This is a genomic window from Streptomyces sp. NPDC027962, from assembly GCF_055566095.1.
The window spans coordinates 80217-106654 of the sequence record NZ_JBVHTA010000027.1 but is presented as its reverse complement, the minus strand read 5'-3'; the positions used below and the strand labels follow the sequence as shown (position 1 = coordinate 106654).

Here is a 26438-nt window from a genome sequence, read left to right as displayed (position 1 = left end):
CGCCACCACCGAAGAGATTCTGGCGAAGGTCCGCCTCGTCCAGACCAACATCAAGAAACTCGTGGCAAACAACTCGAAGTGACATCAACAGGATCGCGAGACACTAGTTTGCAGAGCCGCTCATGTTCCCGTCCCCAAGGACTCATTCCTTATGAAGCAGTCTGCTGCAAAGACCCTCGGTGTCGCTGCCCTCGGCGCTGCCTTCGCCGCTGTCGCCGCCGGCACCGCCTCCGCCGCTCCCGTCGCCCCCGATCCGACGGGAGCGCTCGGTGACGTCTCCCAGAGGGTGTCGCTCCAGGAGGTCACCGGAAAGCCGGCGGCGGGCGCGGCCGACGCGCTGGGCGGCAGCATGGTGACGGACAGCGCCTCCACGCTGCCCGGTACCGTGCAGGGCGCCGTCGGCGAGGTGGCCCCCTCCGGCGCGACCGAGCAGGTCGCGGGTCTGCTCGGGGGCCTCCCGCTCGCCGGTGGCGGCCTCCCGGCCGGCCAGCTCACCGGGGGCCTTCCGGTCGGGGGCGGCCTGCTGCCCGGCCTCGGAGTCTGACCCTCACCGTCGCGCACGCGACGTGAGCACGAGCGTGCGGCGCACGCCCGAAGCGGGTGTGCGCCCCACGCACTTGTGCCAGGATCGCCGCCATGCGAGCCAAGACCACCGCGCTGTCCGTACTCGGCACCGTCTGCGCTCTGCTGCTGGCCGCGTCCGGCTGCACGAGCGACGGCGGCGGAAGATCCGGTAGGGACGGGGACACCGGCCCGGGGAAGAGCCCGGCCCCGGACACCGGCAAGGGCAGCGGCGGGGCCGGCGGCGACCCGTCCGTACCGCTCACCGCGCAGCAGTTGGAGCGTGCGTCCTTCGCCACGGGCGATCTGCCGGGCTTCCAGGTCTCGGCGGAGAAGAGCGCGCTCGCGCCCACGGGGCAGCCCACCGCAGACAGGAAGCAGTGCCAGCCGCTCGCCGGCGCCATGGGGGAGAAGCCGGACCCGCGGGCGGCGCACACCGTCAACCGCGGGCTCGGTTCGCTCGACGACCTCGGCCTTGCGGTCTCCGCGTCGCTGAGCTCGTACGACGAGGCCGAGGCCAAGGAGCTGATGGACGGCCTCGAAGCGGCTCTTGCGGCATGCGGGGACGGCTTCGAGACGGCGCTCGACGACCGCAGCGCCACCTACGGTGAGGTGAAGGCGGCCCCAGTCACCGCTCGGGGCGGCGACGAGACCGTCGCCTGGACCACCGTTGCCACGAACGAGGGTGCCGTGGCGCCCATGCATCTGGTCGTGGTCCGCAAGGGCGCGACGGTCGCCCGCTTCATGGCATTCGACCTCGCGAAGCGCAAGCCGCCGCGCGTGCCCCAGGAGGTCGCCGACAAGCAGCTCGCGAAGATTGCGCACGTGCTTGCAGGCTGACAGCCGAAGGGCGAGGCGGTCACCAGGCGCCGGCGGCCGTCTTCTCGGACGGCAGCAGCGCCCAGAGCGCCAGGTAGAGCACGAACTGCGGCCCGGGCAGCAGGCAGGAAGCCACGAAGATCACGCGCATCGTGTTGGCGGACGTGCCGAAGCGCCGGGCCAGCGCTGCGCACACTCCGCCGATCATTCTTCCGTCACGGGGGCGGACAAGTGCGGCCATGGTGGGCTCCTTCGTGAGACATCAGTGGGAGCCGCTCCCGGGCTCCTCATGTATCCATGGTGTCTTCACGAAGGGGATGAAGCGTCGCTCCACGGAGCGATCCCGACCCTGGGAATCGTCGGGGTCGCCCCCTGAGATCCCTCCTCCCGGAGCATGGCCTCGCGCCGCACCTCACGCTTCCGGTCGTTCAGCGCGGACCTGCCGCGCGTCCCCAGCAGGCGGCGGCGCAGCCGGGCACGGCCCGCGGGCACGACCGCGAGATGGGCAAGCGCCACACCGGTCGTGTTCAACATCAGCGAGTCGATGTCGACGACCTGGCCCGGCACACCGGTCTGCAGCAGTTCGATCCCGAGCGACAGCAGTGCGCCGGCCGCCACAGTGCGCGTCAGTGACGCCCAGGGGGAGACGGCGAGCCGGCCGCTCGCCATCGGCAGCAGAACGCCGAGCGGCGCCAGCAGGAGCAGACCGCCGCCGATACGCCGTACGGCCTCGACGGGCCCGAGCTCAAGGGCGGCCTCGATACCGGCGAAGGGTTCCAGGTTCGCCGCCGTCACCCACATCACGTCGAGTGGGCGCAGCGTCAGCCATGAGACGAGCAGCAGATGGGCGAGGAGGAGGACGAGCCCCGCCACGCGGAAGCGGATGGCGGCACTGCCGCCCGAACCTTGACGCTGCACGCCCCCCTAGACGCACGGCCGACGGGAATCGGTTCCGCTGTTTCCCAGGAGGCGTCTCCGCCGCTCACCGGGGGCAGTTCCCAGCGGTTCCTAGGAAACGGTCGGGCCCGGTGAGGGCAGCGTGTCCGTCGTGGGCACGGCCCCCTCGGGCCGCTGCTTGGTCTGCGCGGAGCACACATACGCGTGCGGCGGGTAGTCGCCGGGTCCGCCGAGCAACACGGCGCCGCCCGCTGCCGTCACCCTGCTCTCCGCCAGGGTGCACACGATCTGGGCGAGGGCCGGCGCCGGCAGGTCCTCCGGCTGGCGGCTCAGCCGCAGGGTGCCGGCGGGGTCGCCGTCCCGGGCGCCGCTGACCATCAGCGGTCCCCGCACATACGTGGCGAAGCCCGCCTCCTGCTCCGGCGACGACGGCTCCTTCAGCAACTCGTCGATGAGCGCCTGCGCGAACTCGGGCGGACTGCCGGTGGCCTTGCTCTCGGTGATCCTCGCCGTACGGTCGACGGACCCCAGCTGCGCGGCGCACACCATGTAGACCCGGACCGGGACGCCCTGCGGCTGTGCCTGCGGCGTGAGGTTCTTGCCCGACACCTCGCACCCCGCCCGCGACGGTGCGGGGCCGGCGTCGACGGGCACCTGGGTGGTCCTGATGCCGCAGCCGGTGAGCACGGCGGCGGCAGCGAGCGCGGTGAGCGCCTTGAGACCGCGTCGTCCGGACCGGTGGACGCAGGCCTGCGCCGGCGCCGCGCCGCCGCGGGTACGCGTGACTGCCGTGACGTCCGCGGTCCTCCCCTCAACCGCTGTCACAGCGTGTCGTCCTCTCTCCGTTCACGGCCCTGGCCCGAGCCCGAGCCTGTGCTGCCGTCCCCGCCGTCCCCGCCGTCCGCGTCGCCCGTCCCGACCGCCTCGCAGTCCGCGAGCGAGGTCGCGTCGCGCGGCAGCCGCAGCGTGAACACCGCGCCTTCCCCGTCGGGCGAGTTCGCGGCCGTGATGTCACCGCCGTGGATGTGGGCGTTCTCCACGGCGATCGACAGGCCGAGGCCGCTGCCCTCGGACCGGGGGCGCGAGGCGCTCGCCTTGTAGAAGCGGTCGAAGACGTGCGGCAGCACCTCTTCCGGAATGCCGGGCCCGTGGTCGCGTACCTCGATCACCAGCTCCGAGTCGTCGGTGCGCACCGCCACACGGACCGGCGAGCCGCCGTGCTTGAGCGCGTTGCCGATCAGGTTGGCCAGGATCACGTCGAGCCTGCGCGGGTCGAGCCGCGCCATGATGCCGCGTTCCGCGTCCAGTTCCACCGCGTCCAGCCAGGCGCGGGCGTCGACGCAGGCGGTGACCTGGTCGGCGACGTCCACGGTGTCCAGCACGAGCCGCGCGGTGCCCGCGTCGAAGCGGGTGACCTCCATGAGGTTCTCCACCAGGTCGTACAGCCGCCGGGTCTCGCTGACCACCAGATTGACGGCCGGCGCGATCATGGGGTCGAGGCTGTCGGCCTCGTCCTCCAGCACTTCGGTGACGGCGGTGAGCGCGGTCAGCGGGGTGCGCAGCTCGTGCGACATGTCGGCGACGAAGCGGCGGCTGGACTCCTCCCGCGCACTCATGTCCGCGACCTTCTTCTCCAGCGACGCCGCCGTCTTGTTGAACGTCCTCGCCAGCTCGGCCAGTTCGTCCGTACCGGACACCCGCAGCCGGGTGTCGAGCTTGCCCTCGCCGAGCCGCCTCGCCGCCTCGCCCAGCCGGTGCACCGGCCGCAGCACCGTCGTGGCGGCGGCCTGAGCGAGCAGAGCGGAACCGATCAGGGCCAGCATCGTCGCGATTCCCAGCGACCAGGCGAGGGAGTTGAGATCCTGGCGTTCCTGGTCGAGGGACTTGAACATGTAGCCGGTCGGCCCACCGCCCACGATCCGGCTCCCGCCGACCAGGTACGGCTTCCCGCCGCGCTCGGTCCGCTGCCAGAACAGGTGATACGGCACCGAGTTGGCCGCGCTGATCTTCTGCCGGTCGTTCACCGCGTCCTGCAGCGACTTCGGCACGTCCTCCTTGGTGAACTCGTCGGGGTCGGACACGCCGACGACCGGCTTGCCCTCCGCCCGTTCCCCGATCAGCAGCACGCTGTAGCCGTTGTTCCCGTTGCCCATCCGCTCGGCGGCACGCTGGATCTCGTCCTGCGTGGGGCGCAGGGGCAGCGCCGCCGCGCGGTTCTGCATTTCCTGCCGGAAGCCCTCGAGCGCCGCGTCCTGCGTACGCGTCAGCACCGCCTCGCGGTTGAGCCAGTACGCGATGCCGGACGCGGACACGGCGGCGGTGAGCGCGACGAGCCCGAAGACCACCACCAGACGCAGCCGCAGACTGCTCAGACGGATCCCGGTGAGGATCCCGCGCTTCGGCCCGCCGCCCCCGTTCGCGGCGCTGCTCGCCGAGTTGGTGCCACCGCTCACCGGACGGCCCCGTCCGGGACGTACGCGTAGGTCACTGCGGAACGTCCAGCCGGTAACCGACGCCGCGCACCGTGCGGATCAAGGTCGGTGAGGACGGCACGTCCTCCACCTTCGCCCGCAGCCGCTGCACGCACGCGTCCACCAGGCGCGAGTCACCGAGGTAATCGTGCTCCCACACCAGCCGCAGCAGCTGCTGCCGGGACAGGGCCTGCCCGGGCCGGCGGCTCAACTCCAGCAGGAGACGCAACTCGGTCGGCGTGAGCTGCAGATCCTCGCCGTTCTTGGTGACCGTCATCGCGGAGCGGTCGATCACCAGGGAGCCGAAGGTCGCGGAGTCCGTGGACTCCCGTTCCCCGCGGCGCAGTACGGCGCGGATACGGGCGTCCAGCACCCGGCCCTGCACCGGCTTGACGACATAGTCGTCCGCTCCGGACTCGAGCCCGACGACGACGTCGATGTCGTCGCTGCGAGCGGTCAGCAGAATGATCGGCAGCTGGTCGGTGCGCCTGATCCGCCGGCACACCTCGAAGCCGTCGATTCCGGGCAGCATCACATCCAGCACGATCAGGTCGGGCCGCTGCTCGCGCAGCAGTTTCAGGCCGTCCTCTCCCGTCGCCGCGGTGGCCACTCGGTGGCCCTGGCGTGACAGCGAGAGTTCGAGGGCCGTGCGGATGGCGTCGTCGTCCTCGATCAGCAACAGGAAAGGCACGGGGTCATTCTGGCCCATGGGAAGCCCTAGTTCGACTCCCCGGGTCCCCGACCCCTGTTCCCTGCACGACTCCTCCCCTTGTGACGCGCCTGTGACAGTCGGCGGACAACGCCATGAAACAGGCCGGGCAGGCTTCTTCTCACCGGAACGAAGCAGACTCCACTCGACGGGGGGCGCGAGATGAACGCACTGCACAGCACCACCACAAGCGCAGTTGTGACGCGTCTCCACGACGTCGCGCGGAGCACCGAGAAGTCCGGCGCCGTGAACGGGCGGGGGTGCGTTCGCGGCGCCGGGCGTCAGCACAAGCCGTCGTTCATGACGGTGGTTGACGCGCCCACGGGGGGAAGCGGGGCGGCGTACGGGGAGGCACCGGGGGAGCGGACGTCCTGTTCCGAGGCCGAGTTCACGGCCTACGTCCAGGAGCGCCGCGCCTCCCTGTTCGCAACCGCCTACCACCTGACCGGTGACCGTTACGAGGCCGAGGACCTGCTGCAGAGCGCGCTGTTCTCGACGTACCGGGCCTGGGACAGGATCAGCGACAAGGCGGCGGTCGGGGGCTATCTGCGCCGCACCATGACCAACCTGCACATCAGCGCCTGGCGCCGGCGCAAGCTCAACGAGTACCCCACGGAGGAGCTGCCGGAGACCCCCGGCGACACCGACGCGATGCGGGGCACGGAGCTGCGCGCGGTCCTGTGGCAGGCGCTCGCCAGGCTCCCCGAACTCCAGCGCACGATGCTGGTCCTCCGCTACTACGAGGGCCGCACCGACCCGGAGATCGCGGACATCCTGGACATCAGTGTCGGCACGGTGAAGTCGAGCATCTGGCGGTCGCTCCGCCGGCTGCGCGAGGACGAGGTCCTCAGCTTCGGCCGTGACGAGGAAGAGTCCTTCGGCGAGCTGGTGGCCTGAAGGCAACGGGGGAACACGGGGGCTGCCGTTTCGGGGGAGACGGCGGAGGGATCCACGGGGGACACGGGGATCCACGGGGGAACGGAGTGGGGCCGGACAGGCCGGGGGGTTCTGTCCGGCCCCACTCCTATGTCGTGACGCCCCCGTGGGCGCTGCGCTCCCGGGGGCGTAACCCCGCGCTACGCCGGGGACGGCGTAGCGCAGCGGCCCGCTGCCGCCGCCGCGAGGCGGCCCAGTGCCTCCGCCTTGTTGCAGGGGTGCGCGCCCAGCCGCGTCTGGCGGCTCACGATGCCGCGCTCCGCGCGCATCAGGCGCCAGCCTCGGCGCAGCAGGAACGGCACCGACTTGCGGCCTTCGCGCAGATCGCGGGCCAGCCGGCGGCGGAACGTCGTCGACGGCCGGCCGCGCAGGCACAGTGCGTCGGCCAGGACGCCGAGTTCCTGGCAGCGCCGGACGATGTCGGCCGCGAAGATCCCCTCGGCGACGAACAGCGGTGTGCGGCCGATGTCGAGGGTCTCGGTGTCGATCCGGGAGCTGGTGGCGATGTCGTACACCGGCACGTCGGTCCGGCCCCTGCGGCACAGTTCCGCTATCGCGGAGACCGCGGCGTCCGCGTCCCAGGACGAGGGGGAGTCCCAGTCGATGTCCGTGCTGCCCGTCACCAGTGGAAGCGTCGGGTCGTTGCCCTCTTTGTAGAAGTCGTCCAGGCGCAGGACCGGCAGGCCGGTACGGGCGGCGAGAGAGGACTTTCCGGAACCTGAGGGGCCCGCGAGCAGCACGACGCGGGTCGGGATGGGTTGGGAACTCACGGGAGACAAGTGTGACGCATCGAGCGGCGCGGGGGAGCCCCCGGAGCGGCGGTTGGTACGAGCGTCACATCCTCAACTACTTTCCGCACACGCATGATTACTCGACTAGGCAGGGATCCATGGCTCGTCACGCAGCTTCCAAGAACCAGCGGCGCGCACTGCTGCGCGCGGGACTGACCGTCGCGGCGGCGGGTGCCGCGCTCGGTGCGGGCGGGGCGGCCGCCCACGCGGCGCCGGCCGGTCCGGCCGCCGGGCTTCCGGTCGGCGCGGTGACCGGTCCTGTGGGCAACTCGGTGAACGGCGTGGGTGAGCTGAAGAGCCTGCAGCTCGACCCGTTGGCCAACACCGGAGTGGACCCGCTGGGCAATGCCGTGGGCACGCAGGTCGCCGACTTCAAGCCGGTCAGCACCGCGCTGGTGACGGACCACATCACCAAGGGGCAGGCGCTCGAGGACCTGCCGGTGGCCGGGCCGGTCGCGGGCAGGCTGCTGGCGTAGCCGGACGTGAAGAAGCCCCCACCTCCGGACGGTGAGGTGGGGGCTTCGGCTCAGTACGCCGAACCCGAGGCGCCGAGTGAACCTGTCGGGTGCCAGACCGTCTTGGTCTCGAGGAACGCCGTCAGGCGGTGTGTGCCGGGGTCGGCCGAGAAATCCACAGCCTGTGGACGGAGAACCCGCTTCAGGTTGTCCGCCGCATGAATCTCGAGCTCCTTCGCGAGGACTTCGTCGGCGCCCGTCAGGTCGATGCCGTTGACGTCCTGGTGCGCCGCGAGCGGCGTCGCGATCTCGGCCGTGCGGCCGGAGAGCATGTTCACCACGCCGCCGGGCAGGTCGGAGGTGGCGAGCACCTCACCCAGCGCAAGCGCCGGCAGCGGAGCCCGCTCGGAGGCGACGACGACGACCGTGTTGCCGGCGGCGATCACCGGGGCGACGACCGAGACCAGGCCGAGGAACGACGACTCCTGCGGCGCGACGATCGTCACGACACCCGTCGGCTCCGGCGTGGACAGGTTGAAGTACGGGCCCGCGACCGGGTTCGCCCCGCCCACGATCTGAGCGATCTTGTCAGTCCATCCCGCGTACCAGACCCAGCGGTCGACGGCCGCCTCGACCTGGGCCGCGGCCTTGGACTTGGACAGGCCCTCGGCGTCCGCGACCTCGTGCACGAACTGGCTCTTGCGGCCCTCCAGCATCTCGGCGATGCGGTAGAGGATCTGCCCGCGGTTGTACGCGGTCGCGCCGGACCAGCCGCCGAACGCCTTGCGGGCCGCGACGACCGCGTCCCGCGCGTCCTTGCGGGACGAGAGGGGCGCGTTGGCCAGCCACTTGCCCTTTGAGTCCGTCACCTCGTACACCCGGCCGCTCTCGGAGCGGGGGAACTTGCCCCCGACGTACAGCTTGTAGGTCTTGAAGACGCTCAGACGCATCGCATCAGACATCGAGGTAGGCCTCCAGACCGTGACGGCCGCCCTCGCGGCCGAAGCCCGACTCCTTGTACCCGCCGAAAGGCGACGTCGGGTCGAACTTGTTGAACGTGTTGGCCCACACCACACCGGCACGGAGCTTGTTCGCCACCGCGAGGATGCGGGAGCCCTTCTCCGTCCAGATGCCGGCGGAGAGGCCGTACTGGCTGTTGTTGGCCTTGGCGACGGCCTCGTCCGGCGTGCGGAACGTCAGCACCGACAGGACCGGACCGAAGATCTCGTCGCGCGCGATGGTGTGCGCCTGGGTGACGTTCGTGAAGAGCGTCGGGGCGAACCAGTAGCCGGAGGTGGGCAGCTCGCACGCAGGGGACCAGCGCTCCGCGCCCTCCGCCTCGCCCGCCTCGACGAGCGACGTGATCCGGGAGAGCTGCTCCTCTGAGTTGATCGCGCCGATGTCGGTGTTCTTGTCCAGCGGGTCGCCGAGGCGCAGCGTGGACAGCCGGCGCTTCAGGGAGTCGAGCAGCTCGTCCTGGATCGACTCCTGGACGAGGAGGCGCGAGCCCGCGCAGCACACCTGGCCCTGGTTGAAGAAGATGCCGTTGACGATGCCCTCGACGGCCTGGTCGATGGGAGCGTCGTCGAAGACGATGTTGGCGCCCTTGCCGCCCAGCTCGAGGGTGACCTTCTTGTGCGTACCGGCGACCTGGCGGGCGATGGCCTTGCCGACCGCGGTCGAACCGGTGAAGGCGACCTTGTTGACGTCCGGGTGCGCGACGAGCGCGGCGCCCGCGTCTCCGTAGCCGGGAAGGATGTTGACGACGCCCTTGGGCAGACCGGCCTGCCGGCAGATGTCCGCGAAGAAGAGGGCGGAGAGCGGGGTCGTCTCGGCCGGCTTCAGTACGACGGTGTTACCGGTGGCCAGCGCCGGGGCGATCTTCCACGCCAGCATCAGTAGCGGGAAGTTCCACGGGACGACCTGGCCCGCGACGCCGAGCGGGCGCGGGTTCGCGCCGTAGCCGGCGTGGTCGAGCTTGTCGGCCCAGCCCGCGTAGTAGAAGAAGTGCGCGGCGACCAGGGGGAGGTCCGCGTCACGGGTCTCCCTGATCGGCTTGCCGTTGTCCAGGGTCTCCAGGACGGCCAGCTCGCGGCTGCGCTCCTGAATGATCCGGGCGATGCGGAACAGGTACTTGGCACGCTCGGAGCCGGGCAGGGCCGACCACTTCTCGAACGCCTTGCGGGCCGCCTTCACGGCACGGTCCACGTCCTCGGCCCCGGCCTGGGCGACCTCGGCGAGCACTTCCTCGCTGGACGGCGAGACGGTCTTGAAGACCTTGCCGCCGGCCGCGTCGGTGAACTCGCCGTCGATGAACAGGCCGTACGACGGTGCGATGTCGACGACCGACCGCGATTCGGGTGCGGGTGCGTATTCGAATACGGAAGCCATGATGATCAGTCCACCGTCACGTAGTCGGGGCCGGAGTAGCGGCCGGTCGCCAGCTTCTGGCGCTGCATCAGCAGATCGTTGAGCAGGCTGGACGCGCCGAAGCGGAACCAGTGGTTGTCCAGCCAGTCATCGCCCGCGGTCTCGTTGACCAGGACCAGGAACTTGATCGCGTCCTTGGTTGTGCGGATACCGCCGGCGGGCTTCACGCCCACCTGTACCCCAGTCTGCTCCCGGAAGTCGCGGACAGCCTCCAGCATCAGCAGGGTGTTCGCCGGCGTGGCGTTCACCGCCACCTTGCCGGTGGACGTCTTGATGAAGTCCGCGCCGGCGATCATGCCGAGCCAGGAGGCGCGGCGGATGTTGTCGTACGTGGAGAGCTCGCCGGTCTCGAAGATGACCTTGAGCCGTGCACTGCCGGAGGCCTCCTTCACGGCGCGGATCTCCTCGTACACCTTCATGTACTTGCCGGCCAGGAAGGCGCCGCGGTCGATCACCATGTCGATCTCGTCCGCCCCTGCGGCGACCGCGTCACGGACGTCCGCGAGCTTCACTTCGAGAGCCGCGCGGCCGGCCGGGAAGGCGGTGGCCACGGAGGCGACCTTGACGTCGGAGCCCTTCAGGGCCTCCTTGGCGGTCGCCACCATGTCGGGGTAGACGCAGACCGCGGCGGTCGTCGGGGCGCTGCGGTCGGTCGGGTCGGGGTTGACGGCCTTGGCGGCGAGCGCCCGGACCTTGCCCGGGGTGTCCGCGCCTTCGAGCGTCGTCAGATCGATCATGGAGATGGCCAGATCGATGGCGAACGCCTTGGCCGTGGTCTTGATGGAACGCGTGCCGAGGGACGCTGCGCGGCCTTCGAGGCCGACGGCGTCGACGCCGGGCAGCCCGTGCAGGAAGCCGCGCAGAGTGCTGTCGGACGCGGTCACGTCGGCGAATGCAGGTGCGGTGGTGGGCATGGTCACCAGACGAGCATATCTACGCGCGTAGCGACCTGTACAGGGGGTCCACCGAATCCTCGCGCGAAACGGGACACAAGCGGCGTCGCCCCTTGTGTCGGCTGTGCGCGCCCGCCCGCGCCGGGGCGCGCCGTCCGGCGTGCGGCAGAATCGGAACCATGACGAGCCCCCAGCAGCCCGAGCCCTCCACCGACAGCGAACGGGTCTTCCGCTCGCCCGCCGGAATGGCGGGCGGCACGGTGCTGCTCGCGCTCGTCGCCTGGATCGCCGTCGACGCGGTCGTCCGCGGCGAGGGCCGTACGCCCTGGTTCGCGCTGGCCGGAGCGCTGCTGGCGGCGCCGGTGGTCGTGGCCTTCACCTTCCGGCCCGCGGTCTTCGCGAGCAACGAGCGGATCCGCATCCGCAACCCGTTCCGGACGGTCACGCTGCCGTGGGGCGCCGTGGCGGACGTGCGGGCCTCCTACTCGAGCGAGATCTTCACGCAGGCCGGCACGAAGTACCAGCTCTGGGCCATTCCCGTCTCCCTGCGCAAGCGCAAGAGCGCCGCGCGCAGGCAGGCGCAGGCCGCATACGACGACCCGCACGGCCGAACGTCCGTGCACGCCGACGTCAAAGACGCGAAGGCACGCGTGGCACCCACCGACCAGACGATCGCCGACCTGCGCGCACTGGCCCGGCGCCGCGCCACGGCACCGGAGGCACAGGGAGAGCCGGAGATCCGCTGGGCGTTCGAGCTCCTGGCCCCGGCGGTCGCGGGGGCGGTGCTGCTGGCGGTGCTGCTGGCGGTGGGGTAGGGCGGGCGCGGTAGCCCTTGGGCGGGCCCGGTTCGTGCCGGGCCCACCGTCGGTGGTGTCAGATGCCCGCCGCAGCTGACAGGTCGCGCTTGATGGCGTCGAGAACCTCCGTGGCCCGCGACCTGGCGTTCGTCAGTGCGCCCGCGTCCGCCACCGGCACGACGACCTCCAGGTAGCACTTGAGCTTGGGCTCCGTGCCGCTCGGGCGGACGATGACGCGGGCCTTGAACTCGCCCTCCAGGTAGTAGCGCAGACCGTCTGTCGGCGGAAGGGTGTCCGTGCCGCGGGTCAGGTCCTCCGCGGTGGTGATCCGGAGCCCCGCCAGCGAGGCCGGGGGCTGCTCGCGCAGCGCGCGCATCGCGTTCGCGATGACGCTCAGGTCCTCGACCCGCACGGACAGCTGATCGGTCGCATGCAGGCCGTGCTCGACGGCGAGGTCGTCGAGCAGGTCGGTGAGCGTACGGTCGTGCTCCTTCAGCTCCGAGACCAGCTCGGCGACGAGCAGCGCCGCCGTGATGCCGTCCTTGTCGCGTACGCCCTCGGGGTCGACGCAGTAGCCGAGGGCCTCCTCGTAGCCGTAACGCAGCCCGTCGACCCGGGCGATCCACTTGAAGCCCGTCAGGGTCTCCTCGTGACGCAGTCCCGCCGCCCCCGCGATGCGGCCCAGCAGGGACGACGACACGATCGACTCCGCGAAGACGCCCGTGGCGCCCTTGTGGACCAGGTGCTCGGCGAGCAGCGCTCCGACCTCGTCGCCGCGGAGCATCCGCCAACCGCCCTCGGCCGCCTCGTCCGGGACGGCGACGGCGCAGCGGTCCGCGTCGGGGTCGTTGGCGATGACGACGTCCGGGGATGTGCGGCGCGCGGTCGCGAAGGCGAGGTCCATCGCGCCGGGCTCCTCCGGGTTGGGGAAGGCGACCGTCGGGAAGGCGGGGTCCGGCTCGGCCTGCTCCACGACGAGGGTCGGCTCGGGGAACCCGGCTCGTGCGAAGGCGGCCGTCAGTACGTCCTTACCCACGCCGTGCATGGCGGTGTAGACGACGCGGGCGGTGCGGGGGGAGCCGGCGCTCAGTACGGCGTCCGTACGCGTCAGGTACGCCTCCAGCGCCTCCTCGCCCAGCGTCTCCCACCCCTCGTCGGCGCGGGGGACGTCGTCGAGACTGCGGATCGCGTCGATCTCCGCGGCGATCTCCGCGTCCGCGGGCGGCACGATCTGCGAGCCGTCGCCGAGGTAGACCTTGTAGCCGTTGTCCCGCGGCGGGTTGTGGCTCGCGGTCACCTCGACACCGGCGACCGCGCCCAACTGCCTTATGGCGAAGGCCAGTACGGGCGTCGGCAACGGGCGCGGCAGCACGGCGGCGCGCAGACCGGCGGCGACCATGACGGCGGCGGTGTCGCGTGCGAAGTCCGCGGACTTGTAGCGGGCGTCGTAGCCGATGACGACGAGGCCGTCGCCCTGGCCCTTGGCCTTCAGATACGCGGCGAGCCCGGCGGCGGCCCGGATCACCACGGCCCGGTTCATCCGCATGGGCCCGGCGCCGAGTTCGCCGCGCAGCCCGGCGGTGCCGAACTGGAGCGTCCCGGCGAACCGGTCGGCCAGCTCGTCGAGGTCCTGCGCTTCGATGAGCTTCCCGAGTTCGTCCCGGGTCTCGCTGTCCGGGTCCTCCGCGAGCCACGTCTGGGCCCGCGCGATGAGGTCCTGCTGCACGGTTGCTCCGCCTCTCGTCTCCGACTACGTCGAGTGTGCGCGCCCGCGGGGTGGGCGGGCGTCAATGGCTGTGGGGTGGGCGTGTGGCCGTGTGGCCGTGTGGCCGCGTGGCCGTTGCGCGGGGCCGCACTCTCCCCTACGGCCCGGGGGCCGTGGGGGAGCCCCGCTTCCCGTTGTACTGGTGGGCGGCTCCGCCGGGTGGCGGGCCGGCCCCTCGCGGTGGGGCGTGGGGCCGGGCGCCGGTGGCGGGTTTTTGAACTCCGCCTCGGCCGGGTGGCCATGGGGGAGTCCTGCTTCCCGTTGTACTGGTGGGCGGCTCCGCCGGGTGGCGGGCCGGCCCCTCCCCATGGGGCAAGGGGCCCAGGCCCCCGCATCGGGTCCTGGACTGTACCCGCGCCCGGGTGGCGGCCGGCTGGGCTGCCGGCGGTCCGCCTGGACTGCCGCTGCGCGGCAGCCCGGCTCCGCCGGCACCCCCGCCCTGTGGCACGGCCGGTCCGACGGACGGGCCGCAAGGCAGCCGTGCCAAGGGCGGGGTGCGAGGCGACTGCGCGAGGGAGGGCAGGTGCCGGCCACATCCGCCCGGCGCTCCGCTCCCGGGTCGACGCCGCCTGGCGGGCCGCCGGCACGCCTTGCGCCCGGGAGGTAACCGGGCCGCAGCCCCCGAAACGCAGCGTTGCTGCCGTCGGCCACGCCGGCCCCCCGCCCGGGAGGTACCGGGGTCGTCGAAGCCCGAGCGCTCGGGCGCGGAGCCCCCGAAACGCCGGGATGCGGCCGTCGGCCACCCCGAGCCCCAGCCCGGGAGGCACCGGGCCCGTCGTGGCCCGGGGCACTCGGGGGGCAAAGCCCCCGCGACGACACCGCCTCGCGCTTACCGGGCCCCCGCCCGGCGCTCCGCTCCTGGGTCGACGCCGCCCGGCCGGCCGCCGGCCACGCCCGGCGCCCGGGAGGTAACGGGGCCGGTCGAGGCCCGGACGCTCGGGGCCGTAGCCCCGCAACGCCACCGCGTCGCCCCCGCCGGGCCCTCGCTCGGCAGGCACCGGACTCGTCGAGCACCGGGTGCACGGGCAACGTCCCCGTAACGGCACCACCCGCCGGCCGCCGGCCCTCACGCGCCTCAGATGCGTTCCAGCACCCGCGTCAGAAGCTCGCCCATCCGCGCCGCCGAGTCCCGGCCCGCCTGGAGCACTTCCTCGTGGTTCAGCGGCTCGCCCGACAGGCCCGCCGCCAGGTTGGTGACCAGGGAGATGCCCAGCACCTCCGCGCCGGCCTCGCGGGCCGCGATCGCTTCGAGGACCGTCGACATGCCGACCAGGTCGCCGCCCATGACACGGACCATGTTGATCTCGGCCGGGGTCTCGTAGTGCGGGCCGGGGAACTGGACGTAGACGCCTTCCTCCAGCGTCGCGTCCACCTCCTTGCACAGCGCCCGCAGCCGCGGCGAGTAGAGGTCCGTCAGGTCCACGAAGTTCGCGCCGAGGATCGGCGACGCCGCCGTCAGGTTGATGTGGTCGCTGATCAGCACCGGCTGGCCCGGGCGCATGCCCTCGCGCAGTCCTCCGCAGCCGTTGGTCAGCACCACGGTCTTGCAGCCCGCGGCGACCGCGGTGCGCACCCCGTGGGCGACGGACGCGACGCCGCGGCCCTCGTAGAAGTGCGTACGGCCGAGGAAGACCAGCGCGCGCTTCGCACCGATGCGGTACGAGCGGATCCTGCCGCCGTGGCCCTCGACCGCCGGCGGCGGGAAGCCGGGCAGCTCGGTGACGGGGAACTCGGCCTCGGGAGTGCCGAGCGCGTCGACGGCCGGAGCCCAGCCGGAGCCCATCACCAGTGCGACGTCGTGGGTCTCGGTGCCGGTCAGCTCGCGCAGGCGCGCGGCGGCGGCGTCGGCCGCGGCGTGGGGGTCGGCCAGTGCGCCGACGAGGTCCGGATTCACAGATGCGTTCACGCGGACGAGGGTAACCCGTGAAGTCCTACGCGCGTAGATGCCTCAGCCCACGGTCTTCGGATCGTTGTCTTGTCGTTTCCGACGAAAGCAGGGGGAAGCGGTGTGACGGACCCCCCGAAGCGGCGTGGCACTCCGGGGCGCAGCCCTAGCAGGGGCGCTTGCGCAGCTCCATCACGTAGTCGTGCGGCGCTCCCGCCGATTCCGCCGCGTCCGCGAGCTCGCCCAGGTAGCGGGCGGACGGCAGGCCGCCCTCGTACGCGTTCAGCACATACGTCCAGGCCGGCTCCTCGCCGTCCAGCGTGTCCACACGGACCCGCATGCGCCGGTATATGTCGAGGCCGACGCCCTCCCAGCGGTCCATGGAGTCCTCGTCCATCGGGGCGATGTCGTACAGCGCGACGAAAACCTGTGAGCGTGGCGCCTCCACGATCGTGGCGAGCGCGCCCTCCCAGCCCATCTGCTCGCCGCCAAAGGTCAGCCGCCAGCCGTTCAGCCAGCCTGTCCCGCGCAGCGGTGAGTGCGGTGCGCGGCGGGACATCAGCCGCGCGTCGAGGTTGCCGGCGTACGCGGCGTAGAGCGACATGGGGTCGAGGGTACGGGAGGGGGGCGAGAAACTGCCCGCTCGACGGAGCCCAGCGGGCCTTGGACATGACAACTTCCGTGGTCGCGGCCGTAGGGAGCCCCCGGAGGGAGAACGCCTGAACGATGCGGGACAATGAAGTACGTACTGCATTCCCCCGGGGGCACCCCCGGACCCCCGGCAGAGCGGGCAGGCGGGCCGGGATCGACAATGCGAGGCGGACTTTTTCGTGACCCGGATCGTGATCATCGGTGGCGGACCCGGCGGATATGAGGCGGCCCTCGTGGGCGCCCAGCTCGGCGCGGAGGTGACCGTCGTCGACTGCGACGGTCTGGGCGGGGCGTCGGTGCTCACCGACTGCGTACCGTCGAAGACCCTGATCGCCACCGCCGAGGTGATGACGACCTTCGACTCCTCCTACGAGGAGCTCGGCATCATCGTGGCCGACGACACCCCGCACATCGAGCAGGCCGCCCGCGTCGTCGGCGTCGACCTCGGCAAGGTCAACCGACGCGTCAAGCGTCTCGCGCTCGCCCAGTCCCACGACATCACCGCGTCCGTCACCCGGGCAGGCGCACGCGTCGTGCGCGGCCGCGGCCGGCTCGACGGGCAGCAGGCGACGGACGGCTCCCGCAAGGTGATCGTGCGAGCGGCCGACGGCACGGAGGAGACGCTCGTCGCCGACGCCGTGCTGATCGCGACCGGCGGCCACCCGCGCGAGATCCCCGACGCCAAGCCCGACGGCGAGCGCATCCTCAACTGGACGCAGGTGTACGACCTCGACGAGCTCCCCGAGGAGCTCATCGTGGTCGGCTCCGGTGTGACGGGTGCCGAGTTCGCGGGCGCGTACCAGGCGCTCGGCTCCCGGGTCACCCTCGTCTCCTCCCGTGACCGCGTGCTGCCCGGCGAGGACCCCGACGCCGCCGCCGTCCTCGAAGACGTCTTCCGCCGCCGCGGCATGAACGTCATGGCCCGCTCCCGTGCCGAGTCCGCCAAGCGCGTCGGCGATCGGGTGGAGGTCACGCTCTCCGACGGCCGGGTCATCTCCGGCACGCACTGCCTCATGGCGGTCGGTGCCATCCCGAACACGGCCGGCATGGGTCTTGAGGGGGCCGGGGTCCGGCTGAAGGACTCCGGCCACATCTGGACCGACAGGGTGTCGCGCACGTCGGCGCCGGGTGTGTACGCGGCCGGTGACGTCACGGGCATCTTCGCGCTGGCGTCGGTCGCCGCGATGCAGGGCCGGATCGCGATGTACCACTTCCTCGGCGACGCGGTCGCCCCGCTGAACCTGAAGACCGTGTCCTCCAACGTCTTCACCGACCCCGAGATCGCGACCGTCGGTTACAGCCAGGCGGACGTCGACGCGGGCAAGATCGACGCCCGAGTCGTCAAGCTGCCGCTGCTGCGCAACCCCCGGGCCAAGATGCAGGGCATCAGGGACGGCTTCGTCAAGATCTTCTGCCGTCCGGGCACGGGGATCGTTGTCGGCGGCGTGGTCGTCTCGCCCCGCGCGTCGGAACTGATCCACCCCATCTCGATCGCGGTCGACAACAACCTGACGGTCGAACAGATCGCAAACGCCTTCACCGTGTACCCGTCTCTGTCGGGGTCGATCGCCGAGGTGGCACGCCAGTTGCACACCCGGAAGACGGCAGGCGAGGGCTGAACCCGGCGAACCCCGGGCACTCCACGCAGTGGGCGATCAACTTTGGGGCCGCCTATATCAGTTGGCGGCCTCTTAAGTGCGCAATTTCCGCTTTTCGGCACATGGAGCTGAAAACTGACGAGCAGTGGGGTTACTGTCAGTTCTGTGTTCGCTGCAGAACGTCGCCAGTTGATCCTCGAAATGGTGCGCGCCAACGGAGCCGTGTCGCTCCGTGAGCTCGCCCGCGTCGTCCAGACCTCCGAAGTGACCGTACGGCGGGACGTGCGGGCGCTGGAGGCAGAAGGACTCCTCGACCGCCGGCACGGCGGTGCGGTATTGCCGGGCGGGTTCACCCGCGAGTCCGGCTTCCCGCAGAAATCCCTGTCCGCGACCGCCGAGAAGACGGCCATCGCCGATCTCGCGGCGGCCCTCGTCGAAGAGGGCGAGGCCATCGTGGTCGGCGCCGGAACGACGACGCAGGAGCTGGCCCGCCGGCTCGCGCGCGTTCCCGGACTGACCGTGGTCACCAACTCGCTGCTGGTCGCGCAGGCGCTGGCGCATGCCAACCGGGTCGAAGTCGTCATGACGGGCGGGACACTGCGCGGTTCCAATTACGCGCTGGTGGGCAGCGGTGCGGAGCAGTCCCTGCAGGGACTGCGGGTCTCCCGCGCGTTCCTGTCCGGGAGCGGGCTCACGGCCGAGCGCGGCCTGTCCACCTCCAACATGCTCTCGGCGAGCGTGGACCGGGCGCTGGTCCAGGCGGCGGCGGAGGTCGTGGTCCTGGCGGACCACACCAAGCTCGGCACGGACACGATGTTCCAGACGGTGCCGACGGATGTGATCACGCGTCTCGTGACGGACGAGCCGCCGGCGCACGACGACCGGGCGGCCACGGAGCTGCAGGCGCTGGCCGATCAGGGAGTGCAGATCGCCGTTGCGGGCGGCGGGGGTGCGGCGGCCGGGCCGCGGCATGACGTACCGCTTCCCGGTCAGCGGCGCACCCGCGCGGGCCTTCGCAGCGCGCTGCCTTCCGAGGCGCTCCCGGAACGCCCCCGCGTGGCGGACCTCCGCCGCCGCTGAGCCGCCCGTACCCCCGGGGGCTGAGGAGGCTAGTCCGCGCGCAGGCCGCGCAGGGTCAGCGTCAGCAGGCGGTCCGCCAACTCCGGGTCCTCCGGGGCTTGCTCCGCCGCCAGAGCGATCGCGTTCGTCAGTTGCATCAGGTCGGCGATCGAGACATCGGCCCGGACCGAGCCAGCCTCCTGAGCCCGGACGAGCAGTCGTTCGCCGGCCTGGCGGAGGGGGACGCTGCAGGCCGTGAGGGCCGAGGTCTCGTCGTGGGACGCCGACATCAGCGCGCGGGCCAGGCCGCGGTACTCACCCGCGTGGGTGACGAGGGCGCGCAGCCACTCCACCAGCGCCCCGCACGGCTGCTCCGCGCCCGCCAGTTCGTGCGAGCGCTCCAGCAGCGCGGCGAGCGCCTCCTGGAAGACGGCGTTCATCATGGCGTGGCGATTCGGGAAGTGGCGGTACAGGGTGCCGATGCCCACGCCCGAGCGGCGCGCAATCTCCTCGAGCGACGCGTCGGTCCCGCGCTCCGCGAAGGTGGCGCGCGCCTCGGTCAGCAGTCGTTCGTAGTTGCGGCGCGCGTCGGCGCGCTTGGGCCTGGTGTCGGTCACGCCGTCAAGGATGCCGGAAGATCCTGGGCGGGCGGGCGGGCGGACCGGCTGTGGGGGTTGTGGGGGCAGTGCCCTCGCCGGTACGGACGCCGGGACATCAGCGCCACACCCATGACGAAGGACCCACAGCACGGATGCCGTGGGCCCTTGGCCGATGCCCGGATCGAGCAGATCGAGGTGTCAGTCCTTGATCTCGCAGATCGTTGCGCCGGAGGTGAGGGACGCGCCGATCTCGACCGCGAGGCCCTTGACCGTGCCGGAGCGGTGTGCGTTCAGCGGCTGCTCCATCTTCATCGCCTCGAGGACGACGACGAGGTCGCCCTCCTTGACCTCCTGACCCTCCTCGACCGCGACCTTGACGATCGTGCCCTGCATCGGGGAGGCGAGGGTGTCGCCGGACGCGGCCGACGACGACTTCTTCGCGGCCCGGCGCTTCGGCTTGGCACCCGCCGCGAGGCCGGTGCGCGCCAGCGTCATGCCGAGCGAGGACGGCAGCGACACCTCGAGGCGCTTGCCGCCGACCTCGACCACGATCGTCTCGCGGCCGGACTCGTCCTCCTCCGCGTCCCCGAGGGCGGCGAAGGGCTTGATCTCGTTGACGAACTCGGTCTCGATCCACCGGGTGTGGATCCGGAACGGGTCCGCCGTGAAGTCCGGGTCGGCCACGACCGCGCGGTGGAACGGGATCGCCGTCGCCATGCCTTCGACCTGGAACTCCGCAAGCGCACGCGCGGCGCGCTGCAGCGCCTGCTCGCGCGTCGCGCCGGTCACGATCAGCTTGGCGAGGAGGGAGTCCCACGCCGGGCCGATCACGGAGCCGGACTCGACGCCCGCGTCCAGACGCACACCCGGGCCGCTGGGCGCGGCGAAGGTGGTGACGGTGCCGGGGGCGGGGAGGAAGCCCCGGCCCGGGTCCTCGCCGTTGATGCGGAACTCGAACGAGTGGCCGCGCACCGCCGGGTCGTCGTAACCCAGCTCCTCGCCGTCGGCGATACGGAACATCTCGCGGACCAGGTCGATGCCGGTGACCTCTTCGGTGACCGGGTGCTCGACCTGAAGACGGGTGTTGACCTCCAGGAAGGAGATCGTGCCGTCGAGGCCGACCAGGAACTCGACGGTGCCGGCGCCGACGTAACCGGCCTCCTTGAGGATGGCCTTCGACGCCCGGTACAGCTCGGCGTTCTGAGCCTGTGACAGGAACGGCGCCGGAGCCTCCTCGACCAGCTTCTGGTGGCGGCGCTGCAGCGAGCAGTCACGCGTGGAGACGACCACCACGTTGCCGTGCGAGTCGGCGAGGCACTGGGTCTCGACGTGACGCGGCTTGTCGAGGTAGCGCTCGACGAAGCACTCGCCGCGCCCGAAGGCGGCGACGGCCTCGCGCACCGCGGAGTCGTACAGCTCGGGCACCTCTTCGAGGGTGCGGGCGACCTTCAGGCCGCGACCGCCACCGCCGAAGGCGGCCTTGATCGCGATCGGCAGGCCGTGCTCCTTGGCGAACGCGACGACCTCGTCGGCCCCCGAGACCGGGTCGGGCGTACCCGCGACCAGCGGCGCACCGGCGCGCTGTGCGATATGGCGGGCGGCGACCTTGTCACCCAGGTCGCGGATCGCCTGCGGCGGCGGACCGATCCAGGTCAGGCCCGCGTCGATGACCGCCTGAGCGAACTCGGCGTTCTCGGACAGGAAACCGTATCCGGGGTGGACGGCGTCCGCTCCCGAATCGGCTGCGGCCTGAAGCACCTTGGCCATGTCCAGATAGCTGGCGGCCGGGGTGTCACCGCCCAGGGCAAACGCTTCGTCGGCCGCGCGGACATGCAGAGCGTCCCGGTCCGGATCGGCGTAGACGGCTACGCTCGCGATCCCGGCGTCCCGGCAGGCACGGGCAACGCGGACAGCGATTTCGCCACGGTTGGCGATGAGCACCTTGCGCACGATGGCTCCCTCCTTGAAACAAGCTGAGTTTAGGGACTGCCGACACGGCCTTTCGACCCGTCCCCAATGGTGAGCTTGCCCACACGGAGCGTGATTCGAGGCTCGCTCGATCGCGAAATCCCTTGTCGCACCACGGTACGACGGGTTCCTCTCCCGCACAGTAGCCCTCAGGTGTGGTCAAGGTCTCTGTCTGCGAGGCCAGCGGCCGAATGGGTTTCTTTGTGGAGTCCCTACGAATGGCCCAATGATTCTTTGCCCTGAGACCGAGCGTGCCGCGGCTCTTGTCGCAGCGTTTACCGGTCAGTAGCCTCGCGGCTGTCGTACGTACTTCCGGTACACACAGGGTTGGGGGCGCCGTGGTGCGCAGACCGGTGGCCGTAGTGGCTGCGCTTGTCCTGCTGGTGGAGGCCGTCGGCATCGTCGTGCTCAACGGCATCATGGCCACCTTCGTCGATGCCCAGCGGATGTCCCTGGACGGCCTGGACCCGGACGTGATGGTGACCGCGACCTGGGGACTGGGGATCGGGACCGGCCTGCTCCTCGCGCTGTGCGGAGTCCTGCTGCTGGTGGTGGCGATACGCGACCGGGCGCCCGGCCGCTTCACCCGCATCCTGCTCATCGGCCTGGCGGTCCTGCATGGAGTGCTGGGCGCTCTGACGGTGGGCCTGGTCGGATGGACCGCGTTCGCCTGGATGATGGTGGTGCTCGGGCTGCTCGTGGCGTCGCTGATCGCGTACGGGCAGGAGCGGCCGTCGCGGGACGTCGACGGGGAGGACGGATCGGCGGTGCCGCCGGTGGGCGGGGCGGCGTCGCCGGCGTGAGATGTCGGGGGCGGCGTCGGCTGGGCCGAGACTGCGGCGGTTGCCGACGGGGCCGGTGGCTCAGGCGGCGGGATCGGCCCAGAGGTCGGTGATCGAGAAGCCCAGCTCGGCGAGGAGCGTACGGAGCAAGGGCAGCGAGAGGCCGATGACATTGCCCGGGTCGCCGTCGATGCCGTCGATGAACGGTGCCGAGCGGCCGTCGAGCGTGAACGCGCCCGCCACGTGCAGTGGTTCGCCGCTCTCGACATACGCCGCGATCTCGGCGTCCGTCGGCTCGCCGAACCGCACGACGGTGGACGCGGTCGCCGACGCCCGGCGTCCGGTCGCCGTGTCGATCACGCAGTGCCCCGTCTGCAGCACGCCCGCCCGGCCGCGCATCGCCTTCCAGCGGGCGGTCGCCTCCTCGGCGTCCGCGGGCTTGCCGAGCGCCTCACCGTCGAGTTCCAGGACGGAGTCGCAGCCGATCAGCAGCGCGCCGGCGGCCTCGGGCCGCGCGGCGACGGCCGCGGCCTTCGCCTCGGCGAGCATCAGGGCGAGCTCGGTGGGCGTCGGCGCGTCGATGGCGTCCTCGTCGACGCCGCTCACGATCACCTCGGGCGCGAGGCCGGCCTGCCGGAGCAGGTTGAGGCGCGCGGGGGAGGCGGAGGCGAGTACGAGGCGGGGGCGGGGGCGGGGCGGGGTCATGGTGGTCATCGTAGGCGGCGGTGCTTTTTCCCCACCCCGCCCCTTCCCGAACCGGGCTCCGCCCGGACCCGGCCCCCGTCTTGGCCGGTGGGCCTTGGCCCGCCCGTCAGGGCTCCGCCCCGCACCCCGCGCCTCAATCGCCGGCGGGGCTGGGAGTGCCTCTGGGCCTCGATCGCCGGCGGGGCTGGATGTGCGCCGGGGCCTTGGGCGGGTGTGAGGCTGGGAGTGCCCGTGGGCCTTCGAGGGCCGGCGGGGTTGGATGTGCGCCGGGGCTTCGGGCGGGTGCGAGGCTGAGAGTGCCCTGTGCCTTGGGCGGGTGTGAGGCTGGGAGTGCCTCTGGGCCCTCGATCGCCGGCGGGGCTGGGAGCGCGCCCGTGCCTCGATCGCCGGCGGGGCGGGAGGTGTCCCAGTCGTCGGCGAGGCTGACGTTGCGGCCCGTTGCTACCGCAGGCCCGCCGCGAGCATGGCCACCAGCATCGCCAGCGCCAGCAGCAGGCCCGCGCGGCGCAGCATTGCCTGCACGTCGCGGAGTTCCTTGGGGGGCTCGTTCTTGGGGTCGGACCACAGCATGCCTTCGATGGTGCTGGCGAGGACGTCGCACGCGCCTGAGTACGCGTACTCAAACCACGAACCAGCGGCGTGAAGGCCGGGCCCTTCATCAAGGGCCCGGCCTTCACGTCACGCTCAGACCGGCCAGTAGCTGCGCGCCCACGCCCGCGGACCCGGCAGGGGCCTGTTGCTGCGGGCGATGCGCGCCGGGTCCGACCAGCCCTCCGGCAGCGGGGGACCCCCGGCCGTGGCGCCTTGGAGCGCCGCGGCCCGGGCTTGGACCACCGCCAGTGCGGCAGCCAGCTCCTCGGGGGTCGGGTTTCCTCGTACGACCCTGATCATCGTCGCGTCCCTTCCTCGTGCCTCGGAGCCCTACAGGGGAATGTTCCCGTGCTTCTTCGGCGGCAGACTCTCCCGCTTGGTACGGAGCTGGCGCAGGCCCTTCACGATCTGCGCCCGCGTCTCGGACGGCATGATCACCCCGTCGATGTAGCCGCGCTCCGCCGCCGTGTACGGGTTGAGCAGCGCGTCCTCGTACTCCTGGATCAGGCGGGCCCGGGTGGCCTCCTGGTTCTCCGGGGCCTCGGCCGCGATGGCGCGGCGGTGCAGGATGTTCACCGCGCCCTGCGCGCCCATGACCGCGATCTGTGCGGTCGGCCAGGCGAGGTTGAGGTCGGCGCCCAGGTGCTTGGAGCCCATGACGTCGTAAGCGCCGCCGAACGCCTTGCGGGTGATCACCGTGATCAGCGGGACGGTCGCCTCCGCGTACGCGTAGATCAGCTTGGCGCCGCGGCGGATGATGCCGCCGTACTCCTGGTCGACGCCGGGCAGGAAGCCGGGCACGTCGACGAACGTCAGCACCGGGACGTTGAACGCGTCGCAGGTGCGCACGAAACGCGCGGCCTTCTCCGAGGCGTTGATGTCCAGACAGCCGGCGAACTGCATCGGCTGGTTGGCGACGATGCCGACGGGGTAGCCCTCGACCCGCCCGAAGCCGGTGGTGATGTTCGGTGCGAACATCGCCTGCGTCTCGAAGAATTCGCCGTCGTCGACGACATGCTCGATGACGGTGCGGATGTCGTACGGCTGGTTCGCCGAGTCCGGGATGAGCGTGTCCAGCTCGCGGTCCTCGTCGCTGATCGCCGTGTCCGCCTCCTCGGGGAACGAGGGCGCCTCGGAAAGGTTGTTGGACGGCAGGTACGACAGCAGGGACTTGACGTACTCGATCGCGTCCTTCTCGTCGCCCGCCATGTGGTGGGCGACACCGGAGGTGGTGTTGTGGGTGCGGGCGCCGCCGAGTTCCTCGAAGCCGACGTCCTCACCGGTCACGGTCTTGATGACGTCCGGGCCGGTGATGAACATGTGCGAGGTCTGGTCGACCATCACCGTGAAGTCGGTGATCGCGGGGGAGTAGACCGCGCCGCCCGCGCAGGGGCCGACGACCAGCGAGATCTGGGGGATGACGCCGGAGGCGTGCGTGTTGCGGCGGAAGATCTCGCCGTACATGCCCAGCGCGCTGACGCCCTCCTGGATGCGGGCGCCGCCGGAGTCGTTGATGCCGATGACCGGGCAGCCGGTCTTCAGCGCGAAGTCCATCACCTTGATGATCTTCTGTCCGAACACCTCGCCGAGAGCACCGCCGAAGACGGTGAAGTCCTGCGAGAAGACGGCGACGGGACGGCCGTCGACCATGCCGTAGCCGGTGACGACACCGTCGCCGTACGGCCGGGTCTTCTCCAGGCCGAAATTGGTCGAACGGTGGCGGGCGAACTCGTCCAGCTCCACGAAGGAGCCCTCGTCGAGGAGCAGGTCGATCCGCTCCCTGGCCGTCAACTTGCCTTTGGCGTGCTGCTTTTCCACTGCGCGGGCGGAGCCGGCGTGCGTCGCCTCTTCGATACGGCGCTGAAGATCCGCGATCTTTCCTGCGGTGGTGTGGCTGCTCGGGTCAGGTGAGAGGGCGATCTCTTCCGGCTCGGACATCGGGATGCGGCTCCCTGGCTGCTCACGGGGACGGCTTACGGGGACGTACGTGTTGACGATCGGTTGCTACTGACCCGTAGCGTATCGGCGCGCATACCGTTCGGCAGTGCGGCGTTGGCCACACCTAATCTGGCTTGCATGACGCCTCCCAATGCGCCCGACAGCCGCTGGTCCGACCTGGACCGGCCCCCTCTGAACATCCTCGCGCTGCGTCGCGGCATCGTCGTCCCCGGCGGCCTGTGGACCTCGCTCGAGGTGGTGGCCGCCACCGGCTCCACCAACTCCGACCTTGCGGCCCGGGCGGCCGCGCTGCCGGAGGGTGCGGTGCTGGTCGCCGAGGAACAGACCGCGGGGCGGGGCAGGCTCGACCGCACCTGGAGCGCGCCCGCGCGCTCCGGACTCTTCTTCTCCGTGCTGCTGCGGCCAGGCCCCGGTGTGCCCGCGGCGCGCTGGGGCTGGCTGCCGCTGCTCGCCGGGGTCGCCGCCGCGACCGGGTTGGCGCGGGCCGCGGGCGTCGACATGTCCCTCAAATGGCCCAACGACCTGCTGGTCACCGTCGACGGCGAGGAGCGCAAGACCGGCGGCATCCTCGCCGAGCGGGCCGGAGACGACGCGGTGGTGCTCGGCATCGGCATCAACGTCTCCCTTCGCGCCGACGAGCTGCCCGTACCCGCGGCCGGCTCCCTCGGCCTCGCGAACGCCGTGTCCACCGACCGCGACCCGCTGCTGCGGGCCGTGCTGCGCTCCCTGGAGAAGTGGTACACCGACTGGCGCGCGGCAGGCGGCGACCCCGCCGCCTGCGGCCTGCAGGAGGCGTACGCGGCAGGCTGCGCGACCCTGGGGCGCCAGGTGCGGGCCGAGCTGCCCGGCGGCACGGCCGTGACCGGCGAGGCCGTCGCCCTCGACGGCGACGGCAGGCTGGTGCTGGCAACGCAGGACGGGCAGCGGCACCCGGTGAGCGCGGGCGACATCGTGCATCTGCTGCCGTCGGACTGAGAGTCCGGGCAGCGGGACCGACCGCCCCGGCAGCGGTGGACGGCGGCCCCGGACGAACCGGCCCGGCCGTCGGGACGTGAGCCAGGGCACACCTGCCGTATCGTTGAGGCGATCGAGCGACAGATCGGCAGGGCATTGCGCA

The 26438-nt window shown here is 71.5% G+C and carries 27 protein-coding genes; 9 read left to right on the top strand and 18 right to left on the bottom strand.

Going from position 1 to position 26438, the window contains the following annotated elements; translation table 11 throughout:
• The first annotated feature begins 151 nt into the window (after positions 1–151).
• Positions 152–544 carry an ATP-binding protein gene (locus ACZ4SA_RS24155; protein WP_468278018.1) on the top strand — a complete coding sequence of 131 codons (393 nt, stop codon included), beginning with the start codon at positions 152–154 and terminating at the stop codon, positions 542–544.
• A 92-nt stretch (positions 545–636) separates the two neighbouring features.
• Positions 637–1401 carry a hypothetical protein gene (locus ACZ4SA_RS24150; RefSeq protein ID WP_468278016.1) on the top strand — a complete coding sequence of 255 codons (765 nt, stop codon included), beginning with the start codon at positions 637–639 and terminating at the stop codon, positions 1399–1401.
• A 19-nt stretch (positions 1402–1420) separates the two neighbouring features.
• On the opposite strand, the gene ACZ4SA_RS24145 is transcribed toward ACZ4SA_RS24150, so the two are convergent.
• From ACZ4SA_RS24145 to afsQ1, 5 genes are all read right to left on the bottom strand, one after another.
• A complete protein-coding gene (locus tag ACZ4SA_RS24145) occupies positions 1421–1621 on the bottom strand; it encodes a PspC domain-containing protein (RefSeq protein ID WP_468278013.1) in 201 nt (66 codons plus the stop codon).
• 65 nt (positions 1622–1686) lie between these two features.
• Entirely contained in the window at positions 1687–2298 is a 612-nt protein-coding gene (locus ACZ4SA_RS24140; protein WP_468278010.1) for a VanZ family protein, read from the bottom strand.
• 90 nt (positions 2299–2388) lie between these two features.
• Complete coding sequence (locus ACZ4SA_RS24135; RefSeq protein ID WP_468278008.1) at positions 2389–3102, bottom strand: hypothetical protein; 714 nt, start codon at positions 3100–3102, stop codon at positions 2389–2391.
• A complete protein-coding gene (locus ACZ4SA_RS24130; protein ID WP_468278006.1) occupies positions 3099–4730 on the bottom strand; it encodes an ATP-binding protein in 1632 nt (543 codons plus the stop codon). The genes ACZ4SA_RS24135 and ACZ4SA_RS24130 overlap by 4 nt, the downstream gene beginning before the upstream one ends.
• A 31-nt stretch (positions 4731–4761) precedes the next feature.
• Positions 4762–5439 (bottom strand): two-component system response regulator AfsQ1, encoded by a 678-nt coding sequence (gene afsQ1 / locus ACZ4SA_RS24125; RefSeq protein WP_175257369.1) that lies wholly within the window; start codon positions 5437–5439, stop codon positions 4762–4764.
• 180 nt (positions 5440–5619) lie between these two features.
• On the opposite strand from afsQ1, the gene ACZ4SA_RS24120 reads away from it, so the two are divergent.
• Positions 5620–6354, top strand: coding sequence for a SigE family RNA polymerase sigma factor (locus ACZ4SA_RS24120; protein ID WP_468278004.1), 735 nt, complete (start codon positions 5620–5622; stop codon positions 6352–6354).
• A 179-nt stretch (positions 6355–6533) separates the two neighbouring features.
• On the opposite strand, the gene ACZ4SA_RS24115 is transcribed toward ACZ4SA_RS24120, so the two are convergent.
• A complete protein-coding gene (locus tag ACZ4SA_RS24115; protein WP_468278002.1) occupies positions 6534–7163 on the bottom strand; it encodes a uridine kinase family protein in 630 nt (209 codons plus the stop codon).
• A gap of 119 nt (positions 7164–7282) precedes the next feature.
• Here ACZ4SA_RS24115 and ACZ4SA_RS24110 point away from each other — a divergent pair, with 119 nt between their 5' ends.
• Positions 7283–7660, top strand: coding sequence for a hypothetical protein (locus ACZ4SA_RS24110; protein ID WP_468277999.1), 378 nt, complete (start codon positions 7283–7285; stop codon positions 7658–7660).
• A 50-nt stretch (positions 7661–7710) separates the two neighbouring features.
• Here ACZ4SA_RS24110 and ACZ4SA_RS24105 read toward each other — a convergent pair whose 3' ends face one another.
• From ACZ4SA_RS24105 to deoC, 3 genes are read right to left on the bottom strand one after another with little or no spacing between them, the layout of a single operon-like run.
• Entirely contained in the window at positions 7711–8601 is an 891-nt protein-coding gene (locus ACZ4SA_RS24105; protein ID WP_468277997.1) for an aldehyde dehydrogenase family protein, read from the bottom strand.
• Positions 8594–10030 (bottom strand): aldehyde dehydrogenase family protein, encoded by a 1437-nt coding sequence (locus ACZ4SA_RS24100; protein ID WP_468277995.1) that lies wholly within the window; start codon positions 10028–10030, stop codon positions 8594–8596. The genes ACZ4SA_RS24105 and ACZ4SA_RS24100 overlap by 8 nt, the downstream gene beginning before the upstream one ends.
• Before the next feature lie 5 nt (positions 10031–10035).
• Positions 10036–10983 carry a deoxyribose-phosphate aldolase gene (gene deoC, locus ACZ4SA_RS24095; protein WP_468278031.1) on the bottom strand — a complete coding sequence of 316 codons (948 nt, stop codon included), beginning with the start codon at positions 10981–10983 and terminating at the stop codon, positions 10036–10038.
• 158 nt (positions 10984–11141) lie between these two features.
• Here deoC and ACZ4SA_RS24090 point away from each other — a divergent pair, with 158 nt between their 5' ends.
• Positions 11142–11777, top strand: coding sequence for a PH domain-containing protein (locus ACZ4SA_RS24090; protein ID WP_468277993.1), 636 nt, complete (start codon positions 11142–11144; stop codon positions 11775–11777).
• A 58-nt stretch (positions 11778–11835) separates the two neighbouring features.
• Here ACZ4SA_RS24090 and ACZ4SA_RS24085 read toward each other — a convergent pair whose 3' ends face one another.
• The 3 genes from ACZ4SA_RS24085 to ACZ4SA_RS24075 all read right to left on the bottom strand — a co-directional run bounded on the left by ACZ4SA_RS24085 (position 11836) and on the right by ACZ4SA_RS24075 (position 16013).
• Positions 11836–13485 (bottom strand): phospho-sugar mutase, encoded by a 1650-nt coding sequence (locus tag ACZ4SA_RS24085; RefSeq protein WP_468277991.1) that lies wholly within the window; start codon positions 13483–13485, stop codon positions 11836–11838.
• Positions 13486–14599: 1114 nt separating this feature from the next.
• On the bottom strand, positions 14600–15430 hold the full coding sequence (locus ACZ4SA_RS24080; protein WP_468277989.1) for a purine-nucleoside phosphorylase: 831 nt from the start codon (positions 15428–15430) through the stop codon (positions 14600–14602).
• A gap of 145 nt (positions 15431–15575) precedes the next feature.
• A complete protein-coding gene (locus ACZ4SA_RS24075) occupies positions 15576–16013 on the bottom strand; it encodes a gamma-glutamylcyclotransferase family protein (RefSeq protein WP_468277986.1) in 438 nt (145 codons plus the stop codon).
• Between the two features lie 226 nt (positions 16014–16239).
• On the opposite strand from ACZ4SA_RS24075, the gene ACZ4SA_RS24070 reads away from it, so the two are divergent.
• A complete protein-coding gene (locus ACZ4SA_RS24070; protein ID WP_468277984.1) occupies positions 16240–17679 on the top strand; it encodes an NAD(P)H-quinone dehydrogenase in 1440 nt (479 codons plus the stop codon).
• 144 nt (positions 17680–17823) lie between these two features.
• Entirely contained in the window at positions 17824–18738 is a 915-nt protein-coding gene (locus ACZ4SA_RS24065; RefSeq protein ID WP_468277982.1) for a DeoR/GlpR family DNA-binding transcription regulator, read from the top strand.
• A 29-nt stretch (positions 18739–18767) separates the two neighbouring features.
• On the opposite strand, the gene ACZ4SA_RS24060 is transcribed toward ACZ4SA_RS24065, so the two are convergent.
• Both ACZ4SA_RS24060 and ACZ4SA_RS24055 read right to left on the bottom strand, forming a co-directional pair.
• Positions 18768–19334, bottom strand: coding sequence for a TetR/AcrR family transcriptional regulator (locus ACZ4SA_RS24060; RefSeq protein ID WP_468277980.1), 567 nt, complete (start codon positions 19332–19334; stop codon positions 18768–18770).
• Positions 19335–19514: 180 nt separating this feature from the next.
• The gene (locus tag ACZ4SA_RS24055) at positions 19515–21266 is read right to left on the bottom strand and encodes an acetyl/propionyl/methylcrotonyl-CoA carboxylase subunit alpha (RefSeq protein ID WP_468277978.1); all 1752 of its coding nucleotides are present in this window, start codon (positions 21264–21266) and stop codon (positions 19515–19517) included.
• 371 nt (positions 21267–21637) lie between these two features.
• Here ACZ4SA_RS24055 and ACZ4SA_RS24050 point away from each other — a divergent pair, with 371 nt between their 5' ends.
• The gene (locus ACZ4SA_RS24050) at positions 21638–22087 is read left to right on the top strand and encodes a hypothetical protein (RefSeq protein WP_468277975.1); all 450 of its coding nucleotides are present in this window, start codon (positions 21638–21640) and stop codon (positions 22085–22087) included.
• A 60-nt stretch (positions 22088–22147) separates the two neighbouring features.
• Here the strand turns inward: ACZ4SA_RS24050 and ACZ4SA_RS24045 are convergent, their stop codons facing one another.
• The 4 genes from ACZ4SA_RS24045 to ACZ4SA_RS24030 all read right to left on the bottom strand — a co-directional run bounded on the left by ACZ4SA_RS24045 (position 22148) and on the right by ACZ4SA_RS24030 (position 25300).
• Positions 22148–22771 (bottom strand): nucleoside triphosphate pyrophosphatase, encoded by a 624-nt coding sequence (locus ACZ4SA_RS24045; RefSeq protein WP_468277973.1) that lies wholly within the window; start codon positions 22769–22771, stop codon positions 22148–22150.
• A gap of 441 nt (positions 22772–23212) precedes the next feature.
• The gene (gene mmpB / locus ACZ4SA_RS24040; RefSeq protein WP_468277971.1) at positions 23213–23341 is read right to left on the bottom strand and encodes a morphogenic membrane protein MmpB; all 129 of its coding nucleotides are present in this window, start codon (positions 23339–23341) and stop codon (positions 23213–23215) included.
• A 114-nt stretch (positions 23342–23455) separates the two neighbouring features.
• Entirely contained in the window at positions 23456–23662 is a 207-nt protein-coding gene (locus ACZ4SA_RS24035; RefSeq protein ID WP_468277969.1) for an acyl-CoA carboxylase epsilon subunit, read from the bottom strand.
• 30 nt (positions 23663–23692) lie between these two features.
• Positions 23693–25300 carry an acyl-CoA carboxylase subunit beta gene (locus ACZ4SA_RS24030; protein ID WP_468277967.1) on the bottom strand — a complete coding sequence of 536 codons (1608 nt, stop codon included), beginning with the start codon at positions 25298–25300 and terminating at the stop codon, positions 23693–23695.
• A 138-nt stretch (positions 25301–25438) separates the two neighbouring features.
• Here ACZ4SA_RS24030 and ACZ4SA_RS24025 point away from each other — a divergent pair, with 138 nt between their 5' ends.
• Positions 25439–26296 carry a biotin--[acetyl-CoA-carboxylase] ligase gene (locus ACZ4SA_RS24025; RefSeq protein WP_468277965.1) on the top strand — a complete coding sequence of 286 codons (858 nt, stop codon included), beginning with the start codon at positions 25439–25441 and terminating at the stop codon, positions 26294–26296.
• The last annotated feature ends 142 nt before the right edge of the window (positions 26297–26438 follow it).

Bases quoted from the DNA above. Each gene is read 5' to 3' on its own strand.
- ACZ4SA_RS24155 (WP_468278018.1), top strand. From the start codon at position 152: ATGAAGCAGTCTGCTGCAAAGACCCTCGGTGTCGCTGCCCTCGGCGCT.
- ACZ4SA_RS24150 (WP_468278016.1), top strand. From the start codon at position 637: ATGCGAGCCAAGACCACCGCGCTGTCCGTACTCGGCACCGTCTGCGCT.
- ACZ4SA_RS24145 (WP_468278013.1), bottom strand. From the start codon at position 1,621: ATGGCCGCACTTGTCCGCCCCCGTGACGGAAGAATGATCGGCGGAGTG.
- ACZ4SA_RS24120 (WP_468278004.1), top strand. From the start codon at position 5,620: ATGAACGCACTGCACAGCACCACCACAAGCGCAGTTGTGACGCGTCTC.
- ACZ4SA_RS24110 (WP_468277999.1), top strand. From the start codon at position 7,283: ATGGCTCGTCACGCAGCTTCCAAGAACCAGCGGCGCGCACTGCTGCGC.
- ACZ4SA_RS24105 (WP_468277997.1), bottom strand. From the start codon at position 8,601: ATGTCTGATGCGATGCGTCTGAGCGTCTTCAAGACCTACAAGCTGTAC.
- ACZ4SA_RS24100 (WP_468277995.1), bottom strand. From the start codon at position 10,030: ATGGCTTCCGTATTCGAATACGCACCCGCACCCGAATCGCGGTCGGTC.
- deoC (WP_468278031.1), bottom strand. From the start codon at position 10,983: ATGCCCACCACCGCACCTGCATTCGCCGACGTGACCGCGTCCGACAGC.
- ACZ4SA_RS24090 (WP_468277993.1), top strand. From the start codon at position 11,142: ATGACGAGCCCCCAGCAGCCCGAGCCCTCCACCGACAGCGAACGGGTC.
- ACZ4SA_RS24075 (WP_468277986.1), bottom strand. From the start codon at position 16,013: ATGTCGCTCTACGCCGCGTACGCCGGCAACCTCGACGCGCGGCTGATG.
- ACZ4SA_RS24045 (WP_468277973.1), bottom strand. From the start codon at position 22,771: ATGACCCCGCCCCGCCCCCGCCCCCGCCTCGTACTCGCCTCCGCCTCC.
- mmpB (WP_468277971.1), bottom strand. From the start codon at position 23,341: ATGCTGTGGTCCGACCCCAAGAACGAGCCCCCCAAGGAACTCCGCGAC.
- ACZ4SA_RS24035 (WP_468277969.1), bottom strand. From the start codon at position 23,662: ATGATCAGGGTCGTACGAGGAAACCCGACCCCCGAGGAGCTGGCTGCC.
- ACZ4SA_RS24030 (WP_468277967.1), bottom strand. From the start codon at position 25,300: ATGTCCGAGCCGGAAGAGATCGCCCTCTCACCTGACCCGAGCAGCCAC.
- ACZ4SA_RS24025 (WP_468277965.1), top strand. From the start codon at position 25,439: ATGACGCCTCCCAATGCGCCCGACAGCCGCTGGTCCGACCTGGACCGG.